General features: G+C 70.0%; 7 protein-coding genes. 2 read left to right on the forward strand and 5 right to left on the reverse strand.

Annotated elements, in window-relative coordinates:
- Positions 1-23: 23 nt before the first annotated feature.
- The gene (locus tag OWM54_RS39410) at positions 24-1,592 is read right to left on the reverse strand and encodes a serine/threonine protein kinase (RefSeq protein WP_370640342.1); all 1,569 of its coding nucleotides are present in this window, start codon (positions 1,590-1,592) and stop codon (positions 24-26) included.
- 255 nt (positions 1,593-1,847) lie between these two features.
- On the opposite strand from OWM54_RS39410, the gene OWM54_RS39415 reads away from it, so the two are divergent.
- The gene (locus OWM54_RS39415) at positions 1,848-3,815 is read left to right on the forward strand and encodes an ABC-F family ATP-binding cassette domain-containing protein (RefSeq protein WP_248543408.1); all 1,968 of its coding nucleotides are present in this window, start codon (positions 1,848-1,850) and stop codon (positions 3,813-3,815) included.
- Between the two features lie 55 nt (positions 3,816-3,870).
- On the opposite strand, the gene OWM54_RS39420 is transcribed toward OWM54_RS39415, so the two are convergent.
- Positions 3,871-6,114 carry an ATP-binding protein gene (locus OWM54_RS39420; protein WP_267700662.1) on the reverse strand — a complete coding sequence of 748 codons (2,244 nt, stop codon included), beginning with the start codon at positions 6,112-6,114 and terminating at the stop codon, positions 3,871-3,873.
- 107 nt (positions 6,115-6,221) lie between these two features.
- Between OWM54_RS39420 and OWM54_RS39425 the strand changes: the two genes are divergently transcribed.
- Positions 6,222-8,618 carry a transglycosylase SLT domain-containing protein gene (locus OWM54_RS39425; protein ID WP_267700663.1) on the forward strand — a complete coding sequence of 799 codons (2,397 nt, stop codon included), beginning with the start codon at positions 6,222-6,224 and terminating at the stop codon, positions 8,616-8,618.
- 412 nt (positions 8,619-9,030) lie between these two features.
- Here the strand turns inward: OWM54_RS39425 and OWM54_RS39430 are convergent, their stop codons facing one another.
- The 3 genes from OWM54_RS39430 to OWM54_RS39440 all read right to left on the reverse strand — a co-directional run bounded on the left by OWM54_RS39430 (position 9,031) and on the right by OWM54_RS39440 (position 17,574).
- Positions 9,031-12,489, reverse strand: coding sequence for an Ig-like domain-containing protein (locus OWM54_RS39430; protein WP_267700665.1), 3,459 nt, complete (start codon positions 12,487-12,489; stop codon positions 9,031-9,033).
- Positions 12,490-12,958: 469 nt separating this feature from the next.
- A complete protein-coding gene (locus tag OWM54_RS39435; RefSeq protein ID WP_267700666.1) occupies positions 12,959-16,423 on the reverse strand; it encodes an Ig-like domain-containing protein in 3,465 nt (1,154 codons plus the stop codon).
- A 284-nt stretch (positions 16,424-16,707) separates the two neighbouring features.
- The gene (locus OWM54_RS39440) at positions 16,708-17,574 is read right to left on the reverse strand and encodes an alpha/beta fold hydrolase (protein ID WP_223747271.1); all 867 of its coding nucleotides are present in this window, start codon (positions 17,572-17,574) and stop codon (positions 16,708-16,710) included.
- Positions 17,575-17,766 lie beyond the last annotated feature (192 nt).

The raw sequence follows: 17,766 nt of genomic DNA on the forward strand, positions 1-17,766 counted from the left end.
TGACGGGGAGCCCGGGCCACGACTCACTCGAAGACGTTGATCTCCTGCCCGGAGTTGGTCGGCCGGGTGGGGCGCGGCTTGGGCGGCGTGGCGGCGCGGATGGGCTCCAGCGACACGTCCACCGTCTGGCTGTCTCCCGCGACGCGGCTGAAGTTGAGCGAGCGCTCCTCCGACTTGTGGTTCGCCAGCCGGAAGGTGAGCTGGTGCGACTTGTCGCGCGGGAGCATCAGCTCGATGGGCGTGGTGCCGATCTGCTCCTCACCCTCGAAGATGGCGGCGCCCGCCGGCGACGAGTTGAACTTCACCCGGATGGACTGCGCCGCGGCCTGCGTGGGCGGCGTGTTCGCCGTCGTCGGCGGAGGGCTCGTGGGACGATCTCTCGGGACCTCGACGACCTGCGTGGGGGGCGTCTTGGAGCCGCCCTGGCCTCCGATGACCACCGCGGCGGCGATGCCGATCAGCAGCAGCGGCACCACCACGAGGGCCGCCTTCTTGCCCGTGGACATGCCCTCCGGCGCGGGGGGCTCGGGAGGCGGGGCCTGGACCGGTGCGGGGCGAGGCGGGCCCTGGCGGACGCGGCTGGGAGATGAGCCGCTGCCTCCAGGCACTCCCGCCTGGCTGCGGGCCACGACGACGTTGGACGGCGTGGAGCCCCGGCCCGGTGCGCCGCCGGCGCGAGACCGCACGCCACTGCCGCTGCCCGCGGAGGGACGTCCGGCGCGGCTGCTGGCCCGGCTGCCGCTGCCGCGCTCGTTGACGCCGGAGGAGGAGCCGCCGCTGGGCATCGCGTCGAACTGCTCGGGCGTCGCGTCCGCGACCGAGTCCATCATCGCGTCGATGAACTCCTGCGCGTTCTGGTAGCGGTCGTCCTTCTCGGGCGCGAGCGCCTTGCGGAAGAACGCGTCCAGCGCGGGCGGGACGGGGGCGCCCTGGCGCTTGGTGTTGACGGCGGGCACCTGCTGCGTGAGCGACGCGGTGAGCGCCTTGCGCACGGTGTTCGCGCCGAACGGCGAGCTGCCCGTGAGGCAGAAGTAGAGCACGCCCGCCATCGAGTACAGGTCCGAGCGCTGGTCCACGGACTCACCGCCGGCCTGCTCCGGCGGCATGTACTGGGGCGTGCCCAGCACCTGGCCGGTGGAGGTGAGCTGCTCCTCCTCCTCGGCCTCGAGCGCCTTGACCAGACCGAAGTCCAGCACCTTGACGAAGTCCCGCCCGCCCAGGTCCTGCACCATGATGTTGTGGGGCTTCAGGTCGCGGTGGACGCAGCCCTCGGCGTGCGCGTGCGCGAGACCCTGGGTGGCCTGCTCCAGGAGGCTCGTCGCGCGGCGCAGGGACATGGGCCCCTCTCGCTTGACGACCTCCTTGAGGCTCTCGCCCTGGAGCAGCTCCATCACGTAGTAGCAGGTGCCGTCGGGGGCGCGGCCGAAGTCGAAGATGGTGATGACGTTCGGGTGGCGCAGGCGGCTGGCGATCTCCGCCTCGCGGCGGAAGCGCTCGAAGAACTGGGGCGCGGCGGCGAGCGACGGGTTGAGCGTCTTGACGGCGACGGGGCGCTGCACCGACGTCTGCGTGGCGCGGAACACCATGCCCATGCCGCCCTGGCCGAGCACGCTCTCAATCTTGTAGCGGCCATCGAGCACCTGGCCGATGAGCTGGAGGCTCTGGCCTGCGCAGAGGTGGTCGACGCCGTCGGTGCTTCCGCAATGGGGACAGGGGGCAGCCATGTGGGGCCGGAGTATAGGCAGGCCCCGGGCGGGTCCGGAAAGGGGGCGTTGGGCCGCAGGGCCTCCGGGCAGGCATCTGCGCCATTTCCCGAGGCGCCGGAGGCTGTTACATCCCCGCCCGCCATGAGCCTCGTCATCGCCCAGGACCTCAGCCTCTCCTATGGGAAGAAGGTCCTCTTCGACAGCGACAACTTCACCCTCGGCCCCAAGGACCGTGTAGGCCTCGTGGGGGCCAACGGGACGGGGAAGAGCACCCTGATGAAGATTCTCGCGGGGGTGCTCCAGCCGGACTCGGGGACCTTGACGTACCGGCGCCGCGCGCGGTGGGGGTATCTGCCCCAGGAGATCGCCGGCCTGCCGGAGGGCACGGTGGTGGAGGCGGTGATGAGCACCGTCCCCGGGCGCGACTCGCTGGAGGTGCGCCTGAAGGACACCGAGGAGGCGCTCGCGGCGGCCACCGACGAGGAGGAGCAGCTCGAGCTGGCCCAGTCCCTGGCCGACCTGCACGCGGAGCTGGACGACTTCGAGAACCGCTTCGGGAAGCACCACGCCGAGCGCATCCTCAAGGGCCTGGGCTTCAGGGACCTGGACCTGGCCAAGCCCACGTCGGCGCTGTCGGGCGGCTGGCGGATGCGCGCGGCGCTGGCGGGCCTGCTGCTCCAGGACCCCGACTTGCTGCTCCTCGACGAGCCCACCAACCACCTGGACGTGCCCACGCTGGCCTGGTTCGACGGCTTCTTGCGCCGCTCGAACAAGGCGCTGGTGCTCATCTCCCACGACCGCGACTTCCTCAACCGGCAGATCGACCGGGTGGTGTCGCTGGAGCTGGAGGGCGTGCGCGAGTACGCGGGCAACTACGACGACTACAAGCGCCTGCGCGCGGAGGAGAAGGAGCTCCTGAAGGCTCGCGCCGAGAAGGTCGAGGCGCGGCGCGCGGAGCTGCAGGGCTTCATCGACCGCTTCGGCGCCAAGGCCACCAAGGCGAAGCAGGCGCAGAGCCGCGCGAAGATGCTGGAGAAGCTGGAGAAGGTGCACGTCCTGGAGGAGCGCTCGACGATGCGCTTCCGCTTCCCGGAGGTGGACCGGAGCGGCCGGGACGTGGTGACGCTGGAGCGCATCACCAAGAAGTACGGCGCGCAGACGGTGTACGACGGCCTCACGGGCCGGGTGGAGCGCGGGCAGCGCATCGCCGTGGTGGGCGCCAACGGCGCGGGCAAGACGACGCTCCTGAAGATGGTGGCGGGGGAGCTGGCGCCGGACACGGGCACGGTGACGCTCGGGCACAACGTGGTGGTGGGCTATTACGCGCAGCACCACGCGGACAAGCTCGACCGGCAGAACACCATCATCGAGGAGGTGCGGCCCCTGGCGGCGGACAAGCCGGAGAGCTACGTGCGCGGCGTGCTGGGCGCGTTCCTCTTCAGCGGTGACGACGTGGACAAGCCCATCGGCGTGCTCAGCGGTGGTGAGCGCGCACGCGTGGCGCTGGCCAAGCTGCTGCTGGTCCCCTCCAACTTCCTCTTGATGGACGAGCCCACCAACCACCTGGACCTGGACTCGTCCGAGATGCTGATTGAAGCGCTCAAGGGCTACGGCGGCACGCTGCTGTTCGTCAGCCACAACCGCAGCTTCATCAACGGGCTGTCGTCGCACGTCTGGGAGGTGGCGGAGGGCAAGCTGACCCCGCACCCGGGCAACCTGGACGACTACCTGTACCACCAGGAGCAGCAGCGACTGGAGGCGGAGGCCGCGGCGGCTGGCTCGTCACGCGGAGGGGAGAAGGTGTCCTCCGGGCCCGTTTCGGAGAAGGACCGCAAGCGACTGGAGGCCGAGGCGCGCCAGCGTCGCAGCGTGGTCGAGGGGCCGCTCAAGAAGGAGATCGCGAAGCTCGAAGAGCAGATCGCCAAGGTGGAGGCGGAGCAGAAGGAGCGCGAGGCGCAGCTCGCGGACCCCGTGCTCTACAACGACTTCGCGCGCGCCAAGCCGCTGATGGATGCGCACCGCGCGGGCAAGGAGTCGCTGGAGGACCTCTACGCGCGCTGGGAGGCGGCGCAGGAGAAGCTGGCGGAGGCGACGGCGTCGTTGGGCTGAGCCGTCCGTGAAACGCGGGTCCGCGCGCGGGCCGCGTCACCCCGTGACGTGAGCCTCAGCCCGCCTTGCGCTTCCGCTCGCGCTTGCTGGCGCGCGGGGCGGGGGAGGGCGGCTTGGGGGGCTCGCGCAGCTCCTCGGGCACGGGAATCGACTGGGAGATGCGCGTGGCCGGAGGCGGCGTTCCCGTTCCTTCCGGCAGCGCCTCCACGGGCTTCTCCACCGGCAGCGCGGGCATGCGGATGATGAACGTGGTGCCTTCGCCCGCCTTGCTCTGCACGGAGATGCTGCCTCCGTGGTTCTTCACGATGCGCTGACAGATGGCGAGCCCCAGCCCCGTGCCCTTCTGCTTCGTCGTGAAGAACGGCACGAAGATGTGCGGCTGCTGGTCCAGGGGGATGCCCGGGCCGGTGTCGGAGACCCGCACCTCCAGCAGCTCGCCGCCCGCGTTGCGGAACTCACCGAAGCGCTCCGGCCGCTCCGTGCGCACCGTGATTCGCCCCTCGCGCGTGTCCAGCGCCTGCACCGCGTTCTGCACCAGGTTGATGAGCACCTGCTTGAGCTGCTCCGCGTCTCCGTCCACTCGCGGCAGCTGCAGGTCCAGCTCCACCGCCAGCGCGACGCTCGACGGCACGTCGTTCTGGATGAGGCGCATGGTGCGCGTCACCACCTCGTTCAGGTCCGTGGGCCCGAAGCTCTGCTTCATCGGCCGCGCATAGTCGAGGAACGCCGTCACCACGCCGTTGAGCCGGTTGACCTCCTCGACGATGACCTCCAGGAACTCGCCGTCCTCGCCCGGCAGCCGCCTGGGGTCCAGGCACTGCGCCGCGCCCTTGATGGCCCCCAGCGGATTGCGGATCTCGTGCGCCAGGCCCGCCGCCATCTCACCCAGCGCGGCCAGTCGATCCCGCTCTCGAATCTTCTCGTAGAGCTTCGAGTTCTCCAGCACCGTCGCCAGCTTCTCCGCGACCTCCAGGATGAGGGCAATCTCGTCGGACGCGTACGCCTCCGGCACCCGCTCGTCCCACAGGTTCAGGAAGCCGATGACCCTGTCGTTGCCCACCAGCGGCACGCTGATGCCCGCGCGCATCTGCACCAGCGCCGCGCGCGTGTCGTTCAACCGCTTGAGCTCGTCGCGATACCGGCGCCCCTCCACCGACTGGAGCCGCATCGTCGCGCCCCGGCGCTCCACGTTCTCCAGCAGCACCGCCTTCTGTCCGCTCGCCACCGCGAACAACAGGCCCCGCGCCGCCGCCGTGTCCAGGAACGCCCCCGGCAACGGGCCCCGTGAGTCCAGCAGCCGGTAGCCGGGCCGGTCCTCCGCCAGCAGGTACACCGAAGAGTGCGTCACGCGCCCCGTCTCGTGCAGTGTGTCCAGCACCAGCGTGGCCAGCTCGGAGATGTCGATGACGTTCGCCATCCGCGCGCGCAAGGTCCCCAGCGCGTCCAGCAGCGCGAAGCGCTCGCGGAAGAAGATGCGCACCACCATCTCCTCCACCTTTGTTCGCAGCGGGTCCAACAGGATGAGGATGACGAAGGCCGCCACCACCGTGTTGAACAGGAACAGGCCCGTGTCCTCGTCCACCCACGCCGTCAACACCGTGAAGACGGCCGCGAGGATCACCGCCAGCACCGTCTGCGACGCAATCTTCCCCAGCAGCTCGTGCAGGTCCATCAGCCGCAGCCGCAGCAGCGTCTGCGCGAGGAAGAACAGGTACAGCGTGGTGAAGACCGGCCCCAGCGTCGGCAACGGCACCGAGCTGCCGATGAAGTCCAGCGCGGAGAACAGGATGCCCGCCGCCGCGCCGATGGCCAGGTACATCAGCCGCAGCTGCTCGATGCGCGACTCGTTGCTGCGGACCCGGTGGAGCAGCAACGACACCGAAGCGAGCAGGGAGCCGTGCACCCAGACGCCCATGGCCACCCGGGCCCACAGCTTGTCGGCCAGGGGGGTGACCGCCACGGCCAGGCCCAGGAAGACCGACAGGAGGGCGAGCCGGCGGCCCACCAGGTGTGTTCCCTTGCTGACATCCAAGAACTCGAGGAAGAACCCCACGGCGGCGCCCGGGATGAGCGAGGCGACCAGGACGGTGATGCCCAGGGTGATGCGGTGCGCCCAGGGGTACGTCACCTCGGGGAAGAGGCTGTGGAAGAAGAACGAGAGGTAGTACCCGGCCACCGTCAGGGCGAAGACGGAGTACAGGGTGAGCACCTTGGGCCTGGCCGGGCGCAACAACATGGACACGCCAAGGGCGAGGCCGATGATGGATGCCAGCAGCGCGCTCTGAGTCCGGATGTCCATGGGCGGGCGGACAGTCTAACCTGTGACAGCCTCCGGAAATTTTCCATGCACCCCCGGTTGTCCTGGGGCGAGCCCGCGCCCACCTCCCAGGCTCCCCAGCCCCGCGTATGAAGCCCTTCCTGCCCAAGCTCGCCGTCATCGCCTCCGCGCTCATGCTGTCCGCGCAGGCTCCCTCGTCCCCGGCCCCCTCCGGGACGGAGGCCTCCGAGGCCCCCACGACCCACACCGAGAACGCGCCTCCGGAGGCGCAGCTCTCGCCGCCGCCGGACGCCGAGAAGTCGCCGCTGCCGCCTGGCTTCGTGGAGGTGTTCAACCCGGCCTTCCCCAACGCCGCGCCGCCCGCACCCGTCGTCCACCGGGGCCGCCGCTACGCGCTGGAGGACCTGTCGCCGTACTTCGGTGAGGGCAAGAAGAAGGAGGCCCGCGCGGCCTTCGACAAGGGGCACTTCGCCCGCGCCCGCGAGCTCTTGAAGGACGAGGGTGACAGCCCGCCGGTGCGCTACCTGCGCGCCCTGGCCGCGCTGCGCTCGGGGGACGAGGAGACCGCCGCGAAGGAGCTGGCCGCCCTGGCGCCGGACTACCCCGCGCTGAGGGACCGGTGCCTGACCCACTCGGGCGTGGCGCTGGAGGGGCTGCGCCGCTACGACGAGGCCGCGGTGCAGCTGGCCCAGGTGCCGCCCGAGTCACGGCTGTACGTGGACGCACGGCTGGCGCTGTCCCGGGTGCTGCGCAAGAAGAAGGACGCGGAAGGGGCCATGGCGGCGCTGGAGCCGCTCACCTCGCGCGCGGCGCCCAGCTGGGGGCGCAACGTGGGCGCCGAGGCGCTGATGGCCATCGCCGACATCGCCGCGGAGAAGAAGGACAAGGCCGCCGAGCGCGCCGCGCTGTGGCGCCTGTGGGGCGCGCATCCGTTGTCACCGCTGGCGGTCCAGGCCGACAAGCGGCTCAAGGGGCAGACGGCGCCGGTGGAGGCCCGGGTGGCTCGCGGCGAGGCGCTGGTGGAGCTGCACCGCAACAAGCAGGGCCTGGCGCAGCTGGAGCCGCTGCTCACGCAGCTGAAGCTCCCGGACGCGCTGGCGTGCCGCGCGCACTTCTCCTACGGCAAGGGCCTGCGCAAGGAGCGCGAGCACACGCGCGCCATCCAGACGCTGTCGCCCGTGGTGGAGAAGTGCACGGACAGAGACCTGCTGGCGCGAGCGCTGTATGTGCTCGGCTCGTCGCGCTCCATCGTCGACTCGTCGCGCGGCACGGAGACGTACGAGCGGCTGGCGCGCGAGTTCCCGGACCACAGCTTCGCGGACGACGCGCTCTTCTACGCGGCGGACCTGTACGTGAAGACGGGCCGCCCCAAGGAGGCGATGGCGCGGCTGGACGAGCTGGCGCGGCTGTATCCCCAGGGGGACTTCCTGGGCGAGGCGCTCTTCAAGGCGTACTGGATCGCGCGCACGAGCAAGGTGGAGGACGCGGGCCTGTCGTTCCTGGACCGCATCGAGCAGCGCTTCGCTCAAGCGGACGAGAGCTACGACGTGGAGCGCGCGCGGTACTGGCGGGCGCGCACGTTCCAGGACCAGGGCAACATCCAGGGCGCGGCGGAGCTGTTCGAGAAGATCTCCGTGGAGCACCCGGCGACGTACTACGGGCTGATGGCGCGCTCGCAGCTGTCCGCGTTGGACCCCCAGCGACTGGAGCGAATCTCTCCGGAGATCTTCGCGGTGCCGGAGGCGGCCAGTCCCTGGCCGTTGTTCGCGGGCCCGGTGGGGGAGGACCCGCACTTCCGCGCGGGCGTGGAGCTGTTGCGCCTGGGCTTCCCGGAGGCGGTGTCGTCGGAGCTGCTCGCGGTGAGCCGGACGAACCAGCCCGCGGAGGCCATCCGCTTGTTGGTGCTGGTGCTGCACGAGGCGGGCGATGAGCGCGCCGCGCACGCGGTGGCCCGGTTGGCGCTGCGCAAGGACCTGAGCGGACGCATCACGAGCGAGACGCGCGTGGTGTGGGAGGTGGCGTATCCCAACGCGTTCCGCGACCTCATCGAGAAGCACACGGCGGTGTCGGGTGTGGAGGCGGACCTGCTCCAGGCGCTGATGCGCGAGGAGAGCGCGTTGGACCCGAAGGCGCTGTCGTGGGCCGGCGCGCTGGGGCTCACGCAGCTCATGCCGTCCACCGCGAAGGGCGTGGCGCGCGAGCTGAAGCTCAAGCGCTTCACGGTGGACCAGTTGCTCCAGCCGGACCTCAACATCCGCTTCGGCGCGCACTACCTGGGCGGGCTGCTCAAGAAGTTCGGTGGGCACACCCCGTACGCGGTGGGCAGCTACAACGCGGGGCCGGGCGCGGTGAACCGCTGGCGCGCGGACAAGCCGGACCTTCCGCTCGACGCGTGGGTGGAGGAGATCCCCATCTCCGAGACGCGCGGCTACATCAAGCGCGTGCTGCGCTCGTACAACACCTACCAGTTGCTCTATGGCCGGGCGCCCAAGCTGCCCGTCATCAAGACCGCGAACCGGGAGTGAGGGCACAGCGGCTCGCTCACGCTGCAGGGCCGTGAGCGAGCATGGCGCGCCGCCAGGGGCGCGAGGGCACTTGGGGCGCATCCGTCGACCGTGTTGCTCGCAGTCCGGTACATGCTCCGGCGCAAGTGTGACTCCGCCGTGGGCATCGGCCTGTCTGTCCGCGCAGTCGAAGCGGAGGCTGCCTGTGCGTGGCTGCGTCCCTCCGGCATCGGGTCACGGCGCATCCAGGCCGGACGTCGCCGCGCCGACCTCCTCCTCATCCCAGGACCGTCGTCAACGCGCCCCCACGCCGGACCATCGCGAGGGCCCGAGGCCGATACTCAGTCGAGTCGCTTCAGGGCGCGCCCGATGGACGTGCCCTTGCTTCGCCTCGCGAGCCCGCGTCGGCGCGAAGCACTCGAAGAGGACGGATTCAGCCGGGTCGCTTCAGGACGCGAGCGATGGACGTGCCCTTGTTCCGACGCGCGAGCAGCGTCAGCGCGAAGCACGCGAAGAGGACGGGGACGGAAGACGCGCCCGGTGACGCCGAGCAGCCACTGGATGACGGAGTCCTGGGCGGAGCCGGGGGCGCCTGCACTTCGATGCGCACCCGTCCCATGACGGTCTCGAGCCCGTCGGACGCCGTGTACGTGAACGACGCCTCACCCGCGAACGAAGAGCTGGCGCGATAGGTCAGCGTCGGCGCCTCCCCCGTGAGCGTGCCCGACGCGGGCGCCTGGGTGATGGCATACGTCAATGCATCGCCGTCCGGGTCCTCCGCATCCAGCACGATGTCGATGGACTCGCCCTGCGGGACGACGAAGGTCTGCTCCCGGATGACAGGGGCCTGGTTCCTCCGCTGGGTGACCTCAATCGTCACCATCGCCGTCGCGCCGAGCGAGCCATCGCTGACGGAGAACTCGAACGAATCCTCCCCCGGCTCCGTTTCATCCGCGCGATAGACGAGGCGAGGCGGTGTGCCCGAGAGCGCTCCCCTCAGGGGCTGCCGGGTCACGCGGTACGCCAGCGTATCGCCATCGATGTCGCTGCCCTCCAACATCACCTCGACGCTCCCCGCCGCGGACACCGTGAAGCGGCCGGCCTGGGCGATGGGTGCGTCATTGACGGGTGTCACCGTGAGCGACGCGGCAACGGGCGTCGAAGCCTGCCTGCCATCGTTCGCGACGAACTCGAAGGCATCCACGCCATGGAAGTCCGCGTGTGGCGTGTACGTGAGCCTCGGCGGTGTGCCCGTCAGCGTGCCGTGCGCGGGTTGCACCGTGACGGTGAACATCAGCGGGTCTCCATCTCCATCCGAACCGTCGAGCACGAGCTGCGCCGCCGTGTCCTCCTGGAGTGAGAGCGTGAGCGCCTTCGCGACGGGGACATCCTCCTTCGATGTCACCGTCAGCGACACGGTGGTCTCATCCGAGGGCGCGCCACGGTCCCTGACGAGGAACCGGAACTGGTCCGTCCCATGGAAGTTCTCGTCCGGCGTGTAGACGACCTTCGGCGGCGTGCCCGTCAGCGTGCCGTGCGCGGGAGGCTCCGTGATGACGAATCCGAGCGCATCGCCCTCCGGGTCCGTGCCCGTGAGCGTGATGGGCCGAGGCGTGTCCTCATCCAGCACGGCGTGTCCCGATTCGGCCTCGGGGCCCGCGTTGTAGGCGACCTCCCGCGTGTGGACCCTCGGTGCGGCGTGGGGCTCGCCCCTGAGTCGCGAGGAGACCAGCATGAAGTGCCCTGGGCCCACCGAGGCGATGCTCGAGCCTTGAGGCGCGTGTGGGTCCTGGTCCGGCGCCACCTCCATCAGGTCTCCCGAGGCTTCGCCCGAGGGCAACACGCGCCGGGCCCAGACCCGCCAGGGGTGGTGCCACGGTTCCCCGGACAGCCTGCTCACGATGCTGACGAGGAACCCCTCTCCATCGAATGCAAGGTTCGGCGTGCTCGGACCCTCGAGCCCAGAGGCGAGCACCCGCGGCTCCAGGTCGAGGAGGGTCCCGGCCCTGCTCACGCGCTGGCTCCGCACCGTCGTCTGCTCCCCCCAGACCATGAGGTGGTTCTGCCCATCGAACGCCAGCCCGGGTCGGCTCACCAGGTCCTTGTTCGGCTCCCCGAGCACGAATCGCCCCGGTTCCAGGAGGAGTCCATCCTTGTCGACGCGAACTCCCTCCAGTTGATGAACCCCGTCTCCGAGGTAGCGGTTCCAGATCACCATGAAGTCCGCTCCGTCGAACGAGACGGAGGGCGCGGCCATGACGTTCCACACGTCCGGCGTCAGGACGATGGGCTGAGGATCCAGGACCACGCCCGCCGCGCTCACGCGCGCCGCGAGGATCTGGTAGCCGCTCCCCCAGGTCACCAGGCATGCGCCACCGCCGCAGGCGACCTGCTGGTCCATGTTGTACTCGTACTCCGTCGAGATGGGGAACTCGGCTCCGAGCGCTCCGTGGCCGGGCGGCGGAATCCTCCGACCGTAAAGCTTGGGCTTCTGGGGCGTGGCGCGCTCGTCCTGCCAGACCACCAGGTACTGCGTCCCATCGAACGCGACGGTGGGGAACCGCTGGACTCCCACGGCGTCGCTGATGACGAAGCCTCCAGGCGTCAGCTCCGTGCCCGCCGCGCTCAGGAAGGTTCCATGGATGTCCTCGAACCGGGGCGTCCGGGTTCGGTTCGTCCAGACGACCAGGTACCCATGGCCATCCGTGGCGATGGCGGGGAAGGTCTGCGTATTCGTGGAGCTGCTGAGCCGCTGCTCTGATTTCAGGACGGTTCCCGACAGGCTCATCACCGAGGCCCACGTGTCCTGCTCATCACTCGCGTGGGAGGCGTCGTGCCACGCGACGAGCACGGAGCCCTGGCTCAGCGCCAGCCCGGTGGCCTGACGTGCTCCATCCACGGTGTTCCTCCGGAGGACGATGCTGGCCGGGGTGAGCACGGCGCCCGCGCGACTGATGCGCGTGGCGCGCAGGCCACCCGAGTCGTAGGGCTCGCCCCCCGCGTAGTCAGTCCAGGCCACCACGTGGTTCGTGCCGTCGAACGCCACGCCCACGGGCCGTCGGTCACCCGCGCCGGAGAAGAGCGTGACGGCGGTCGCCATCACGCCCGCGGCGCTCACGCGTGCTCCCATGACCGCGACGGCGGTGCGGTTGACGTCGTGGGCCTCGCTCCAGGTGACGAAGTACCCTTCGCCGTCTGAGTCGATGGCGGGATGCCCCAGGATGCGCCCCTGGGGCCGCTCCAGGAAGATGCGCTCGATGAGCGCGCCGCTCGCGTCCAGCCTCGCGCCCCAGAGGGCGTTGTTGGAGAGGAAGACCCCATTGGAGACGACGAGATACTCCGAGCCACTCCAGGCCACCCTCGCGTCACCCCCGTGGTACATCTCGTGGCCGACGGGGGTCGCCGGGAGCCCGTCCAGGCTCACCCGGGTCGCGCGAAGCTGAGGCGTCTCGGAGGAGGCGACCTCCCGCTCGCCCCAGACGAGGAGGAGGTCCACCCCGTTGGAGACGAGCGTCACTTCGACGAACTCCCGATGGGACGCGGAGGGGGCGGGGACGATGACCTGCGGCGTGGCCTCGACAAGAGTGCCGTCCGGACGGACCCGGACGCTGTTGAGGAGCGTTCCTCCCGTCGGGGCCTGGCCCACCCAGACGACGCGGTAGTTCGTGCCGTCGAAGACCACGGCGGGCGGATGCCGGGTCTCGCTCCCCGGCAGCGCAATCCCGAGCGGGTCCAACAGCTCTCCCGACGGACTCACGCGTGTCGCGCGAAGCTGGCTCGCGTTGCGTTCGTCCCGGTCGTCGATCCACACGACCAGGAAGTTCGTCCCATCCGACGCGGCCCTCGGTGTGGACTGCGTCCTGCGTGCGGGGCCGAGCTGCCGCACGCCCACGTCGCGCTCCGATGAGAGGAAGGGCGGGGTGCCCTGGGCCGGAACCGGGTCCAATCCGTGCGATGGGGCCAGGAAGTGCCCGAGCTGCCCTGCGGACCAGGCGTCGTGCGTCGCGGTGTCGGGCCCGCGAGATACAGCCGCGCCGGACACATTCCTCGATGAGGTGGTGCCCCATGCAGGGCTCGGCCTCATGCACATCCCAAGACACACCATGAGCGCGGCGATGGCTCGCGCTCGCATCCACGATGAAGACATGTCTGACCTCGCTGGGAGTCGAGGCCGGGGGGGTGTTTCGTCGGTGGCACTTCAACCCGAAGGGGCGAAGGCGCTCATCACGGAATCATCATGACTTCCGCATGCGTGGGGCACCGTCGCGCCCGCGGGACGGCTGAAGCCAGGCTTCCATGAGGTGGGCTCGAATGCCGCGCGTGGGCCCGAAGCGACGCGGGCCCACGCATGACTCCCGGTTTCAGCCGAGGTGCTTCGTGGCGCGTGCCCTCACGAGGCCGAGGACGCGCTGTCGCCGCGCGATCAGGGCGAGGACGCCGAGCACCAGCACCAGCGACGGTGCGCCGCCGGACGACGAGCATCCTCCCGACTTCCCGGCGGGCGGCTCCACCGGTCTGGCCAGAGACCGGATGAACACGCGGCCGGTCGCTGACTCCAGACCATCGCTGACGACGTAGGTGAAGGACACCTGGCCGGTGAACGAGTCGCTCGCCTGGAACCGCAGGTGGGGAGGCTCGCCGGACAGCGTGCCCGAGGCGGGCCGCTCGGTGAGCTCGTAGGTCAACACGTCACCGTCCACGTTCTCGACGTCGAGCTCGATGTCGATGCTCTCGCCGGGGTTGACGGAGACCTGTTGATCCACGGCGAAGGGCGGCACGTTCAGGAACCGGACGTCGATGGTGACGGTGCCCGTGGCCACACGCTTCCCGTCGCTCACGGTGAAGACGAGCGACTCGTCCTCCCGGGCATGGGGGAAGGGTGTGTAGACGAGGTCCGGCGCGGTGCCGGTGAGCGTCCCATTCCGCGGCTGCGCCACGGAGTAGGTGAGCGCGTCTCCATCCACGTCGTGGGCCTTCAGCACGATGGCGACGGAGGCGTCCCGGTCCACGACATAGGACGAGTCCTCGGCGACCGGCGCGTCATCGATGGGATGCACGGTGATGCTCACCCGGACCCGCGCGGACTCGAGGCGGCCGTCGCTCGCGGCGTACTCGAAGAAGTCGGTGCCGCTGAAGTCCGGGTGCGGCGTGTACGAGAGGTCCGGCGGTGTCCCCATGAGCGTGCCGTGCATGGGCAGCGGGCCGATCAGATACGTCAGCGCGTCGCCGTTCTCATCCGTGGCCCGCAGGCGGAGGGTGGCGCTCGTGTCCTCGTCCAACTCGACGTAGAGCGGCACCACCTGAGGCGCCACGGGCGCGCGGAGGACCTTCACCCGGACGGTGGCGGTGCTCGACATGCCCTGGGCATCGGTCGCGGTGAACTGGAAGCGGTCCTCGCCCAGGAAGCCGGACCCGGGCGTGTACGTGACGTCGGGCGGTGTGCCCGTCACCGCTCCGTGCGCTGGCCTCTCGCTGACGCTGAACGTGACGTCATCACCCTCCACGTCGCGCGCCGTGAGCGTGAGGTCGAGCGGCGTGCTCTCCACCAGGTCGAACGAGCGGTCCGTCACCTGGGGCGCGGTGTTGTAGTGGGCCTTGCGTGTGAAGAGCCGATGCGTGCCATGCGGCGGTCCCTCGAACCGCGAGTACGCCACGAGGAACTGCCCGCGCTTCACGGAGGCGCCCGCCGCGAAGGTGTCGCTCCACGGCGCGGAGGCCAACACCTGGGGCGTGCCCGGGGTGCTGTCGAACGCCATCGTCCGGGTGCCGTGAATCGTGTTGAGCATGGAGCCCTCTGGAGGACGCGAGGCCCAGAGCACGAGCGAGGAGATGCCGTCGGAGACGACCGTCGGGCGCTGCTCGAGCGAGGACTCCACGGGAGACAGCTCCCAGGGCGTGGTGTCCAGCACGGTCCCACCGGGGCTCACGCGGGCGCCGCGGACCTGCGAGCCCTCCATCCACGCGACGACATGGTTCGTCCCATCGAACGCGACGGATGGAGCGCGCAGTCCCGGTGACTCCCCGCGAATGGGGAAGGAACTGGCGGAGGGCAGATCGGGGGCCGCTGGCATCGGCTTGCCTTCGACGCGCCTGAGGTTCGTGCCCGTGCTGCCGAAGCCCGTGCTGTACACCACGAGGTAGTTCGTTCCATCGAAGGAGACCGACAGGTCCTTCTCCAAGGGGCCGCGCCCCAGGAGCCTCAATGCCGAGCCACTGGGCAGCACGGCGTCATTCGCGTCCACGTAGTTGCCGACGATGGAATCCCACGCAGGGTCGGAGGACGCGGAGTACCACGCCACGAAACACGTCTTCGGGCCGCACGCGAGCTGCGGTCGAGCGGTGGGAGACTCGAGCTGGCGGAGGCGGAACTCGGGTCTGACGGGGACCCCGAACGCGGGGACCCGTCGCGCCATGACACTGACGGTGTCGGACACGGTCTCCGTCCAGGTCACCAGGAAGTTCGTGCCGTCGAACGCGACGGCGGGGTGCTGTTGGTCCCTCGCGGATTGGGTGATGGGAAAGCCGCCCGGTGTCACCTCGATGCCCGCGTCATCCAGGAAGGTGCCGAAGATGTCCGAGCCCTGCGGGAGCGCGTTCGGCTCGCTCCAGACCACCAGGTGGTGATTGCCACCCGCGGCCGTCGCGGGCGAGAGCTGGGTGTTGGACGACGACGAGACCAGGAGGTGGTCCGTCGCGAGCGCCCCCACGCTGTCCAGCCGCGAGGCGTGGAGGGTGATGCCGGGAGCCGCGAAGTCGCTCTGCCAGCCGAGGAGGAGGTCCGTGCCGGAGGCCGCCATCCCCTCCAGGAAGAGGTAGACGTTGCTCGGGTTCCTCCGCACGAGGTAGCTGTCGGCATCGAGCACCTCGCCCGAAGGAGCGACCCGCTTGGCGTGCACGCTGCTGACGCGTGCGCCGTCGATCGCCCGCTCGTCCTGCCACGCCACCACGAAGTTCGCGCCATTGAAGGCGACCTGCGGAAAGGGCTGGAAGGTGGGGTCATCGTTGATGACGAAGGGCGCACCGAGGACGCCCTGCGTGGCGCTGACTCGCGCGCCCAGGATGTTCTGTCTCACGCTGCCTTCCGAGTCCGGCTCGGACCAGATGACCAGGTGGTTCGTGCCGTCGAACGCGAACCGGGGGCTGCCAGTCCCCTCTGCGCCGGGCGCGCTGATGCGGAACGCGCTCTCCTGGGCCTCTCCGCGCGCGTTCACCCGGACGCCCCAGACTCCCTGGGCCGCATAGACGATGAACCCGCCCTGGGGTGTCCAGGTCACTCTCGAGGACCCTCCCTCTCCCAGGTCCACGCCCCTGGGCTCGAGCACCGTTCCGTCGAGCTCCACCCGAGCCGCGCGAATGCGTCGTCCCGGCCCGCCGTCCGGTCGTTCGTTCCACACCAGCAGATAGCCATCTCCCGTGAAGGCCAGGCTGGTCAGCGTGGAGGTGCCGGGCCTCGGGCGGAGCAGCTCCCTGCCGGCCCAGAGAACCTGTCCATCCGCGCCCACTCGCGTGCCGCGGAAGGGAGCGTCGGTGATGCCGTCGAGCGAAGCGTCCTGCCAGACCACGAGGAAGCCCGTGCTGTCCCCGGCGATGGAGAGGCCCTGGTGATACAGCGGCACATGGGAGCCCGTGCTCAAGCGGATGCCCGCGGGGTCCAGCACCTCGCCCGAGGTGTTCAGCCGGGTCGCGTAGACCTGCGTTCCCTCTCCGCCCTCCCCATGGATGCCGTGGCGCGCGTCCACCCAGGCCGCGAGGTAGCTCGAGGTACCCCAGGCCAGGGCGGACTCGGTCTGGCTCAGGTGCGCCGGGCCCGTCCGGGTGGCCCCCATCGGCCGCTCCGTGGAGAGCTCGGGCCCCGACTGTGGCGTGGCACCCCACGCGCGCCCCTGAACGCCCGACACCCCGAGACAAAGGACGAACGCCGCGATGGCTCGCGTTCGCATCCGTGACGACCACATGGTTGACCTCGAAGGGAGCCGAGGCCGGGGGGGCTTGCGTCATGAACGGACGTCGGACGTCCGCGTCGCACGCGAATCCGCTCGAGGGCTGTCCTCACCTGGAGAAGAACGACGGGCCGCGCGAACGGGGCGTGTCCGCGCGGCCCGTGTTGGCGTCAGCCCTGGATGAAGGCGAGCAGGTCCTCGTTGATGATGCCCTTGTTGACCGCGCACATGCCGTGGCTGAAGCCGGGGTAGACCTTGAGCTTCGCGCCCTTGACCAGGGTGGCGGTGAGCTTGCCCGCGCCCTCGAAGGGGACGATCTGGTCGTCATCACCGTGCATGACCAGCGTGGGCACGTCGAACTTCGCCAGGTCCGCGCGGAAGTCCGTCTCCGAGAAGGCCTTGACGGTGTCGTACTCGGCCTTGATGGAGGCCATCAGCCCCTGCATGACGAACGTGTCACGAAGTCCCTCGGAGACCTTCGCGTTCGGGCGGTTGAAGCCGAAGAACGCCAGGCTCAGCTCGCGGAAGAACGACGCCCTGTCGGAGCGCACGCCCGCGCGGATGTCGTCGAACACCTTCATGGGGAGCCCGTTGGGGTGCCAGTCCGTCTTGAGCATGATGGGGGGCACGGCGCCAATGAGCACCGCCTTCGCCACGCGCGAGGTGCCATGCCGGCCGATGTACCGGGCCACCTCGCCACCGCCCGTCGAGTGGCCCACGTGCACGGCCTTGCTCAACCCCAGCGCCGAGGTCAGCTCCGCGAGGTCGTCCGCGAAGTGGTCCATGTCATGCCCGCTCCACGGCTGTGACGAGCGACCATTGCCCCGCCGGTCATGCGCGATGGTCCGATAGCCGCGGTCCGACAGGAACATCATCTGGTCCTCGAACGCGTCGGCCGACAGCGGCCAGCCGTGCGAGAAGACGACGGGCTGGCCATCCCGGGGGCCCCAGTCCTTGAAGTAGATCTGCGTGCCGTCGCGGGTGGTAAGGTAGCTGCCGGAGATCTTCCCGGCCCCTGTGGACGCTTGTGTCGCCATGGCATGTCCTCGCGTTTCGGGTGGGTGCAACCGTCGCGAAGATGGGGACCCGAATCAGGGGACGCCATTGAACCCGGGCGCGCGGACGGACGGCGATTCGGGTGCCAGGCGGAGGGAGCCGACCAGGCTGGCCAGCAGGGGAGCGCCTGGGAGCGGACATCCGATGACACGGAAGGATGCAGGCCGCGTCGG

This window comes from Myxococcus sp. MISCRS1 (assembly GCF_026626605.1).
GTDB lineage: Bacteria > Myxococcota > Myxococcia > Myxococcales > Myxococcaceae > Myxococcus > Myxococcus fulvus.

Bases quoted from the DNA above. Each gene is read 5' to 3' on its own strand.
- OWM54_RS39415 (WP_248543408.1), top strand. From the start codon at position 1,848: ATGAGCCTCGTCATCGCCCAGGACCTCAGCCTCTCCTATGGGAAGAAG.
- OWM54_RS39410 (WP_370640342.1), bottom strand. From the start codon at position 1,592: ATGGGCATGGTGTTCCGCGCCACGCAGACGTCGGTGCAGCGCCCCGTC.
- OWM54_RS39440 (WP_223747271.1), bottom strand. From the start codon at position 17,574: ATGGCGACACAAGCGTCCACAGGGGCCGGGAAGATCTCCGGCAGCTAC.
- OWM54_RS39420 (WP_267700662.1), bottom strand. From the start codon at position 6,114: ATGGACATCCGGACTCAGAGCGCGCTGCTGGCATCCATCATCGGCCTC.
- OWM54_RS39435 (WP_267700666.1), bottom strand. From the start codon at position 16,423: ATGGGGGCCACCCGGACGGGCCCGGCGCACCTGAGCCAGACCGAGTCC.
- OWM54_RS39425 (WP_267700663.1), top strand. From the start codon at position 6,222: ATGAAGCCCTTCCTGCCCAAGCTCGCCGTCATCGCCTCCGCGCTCATG.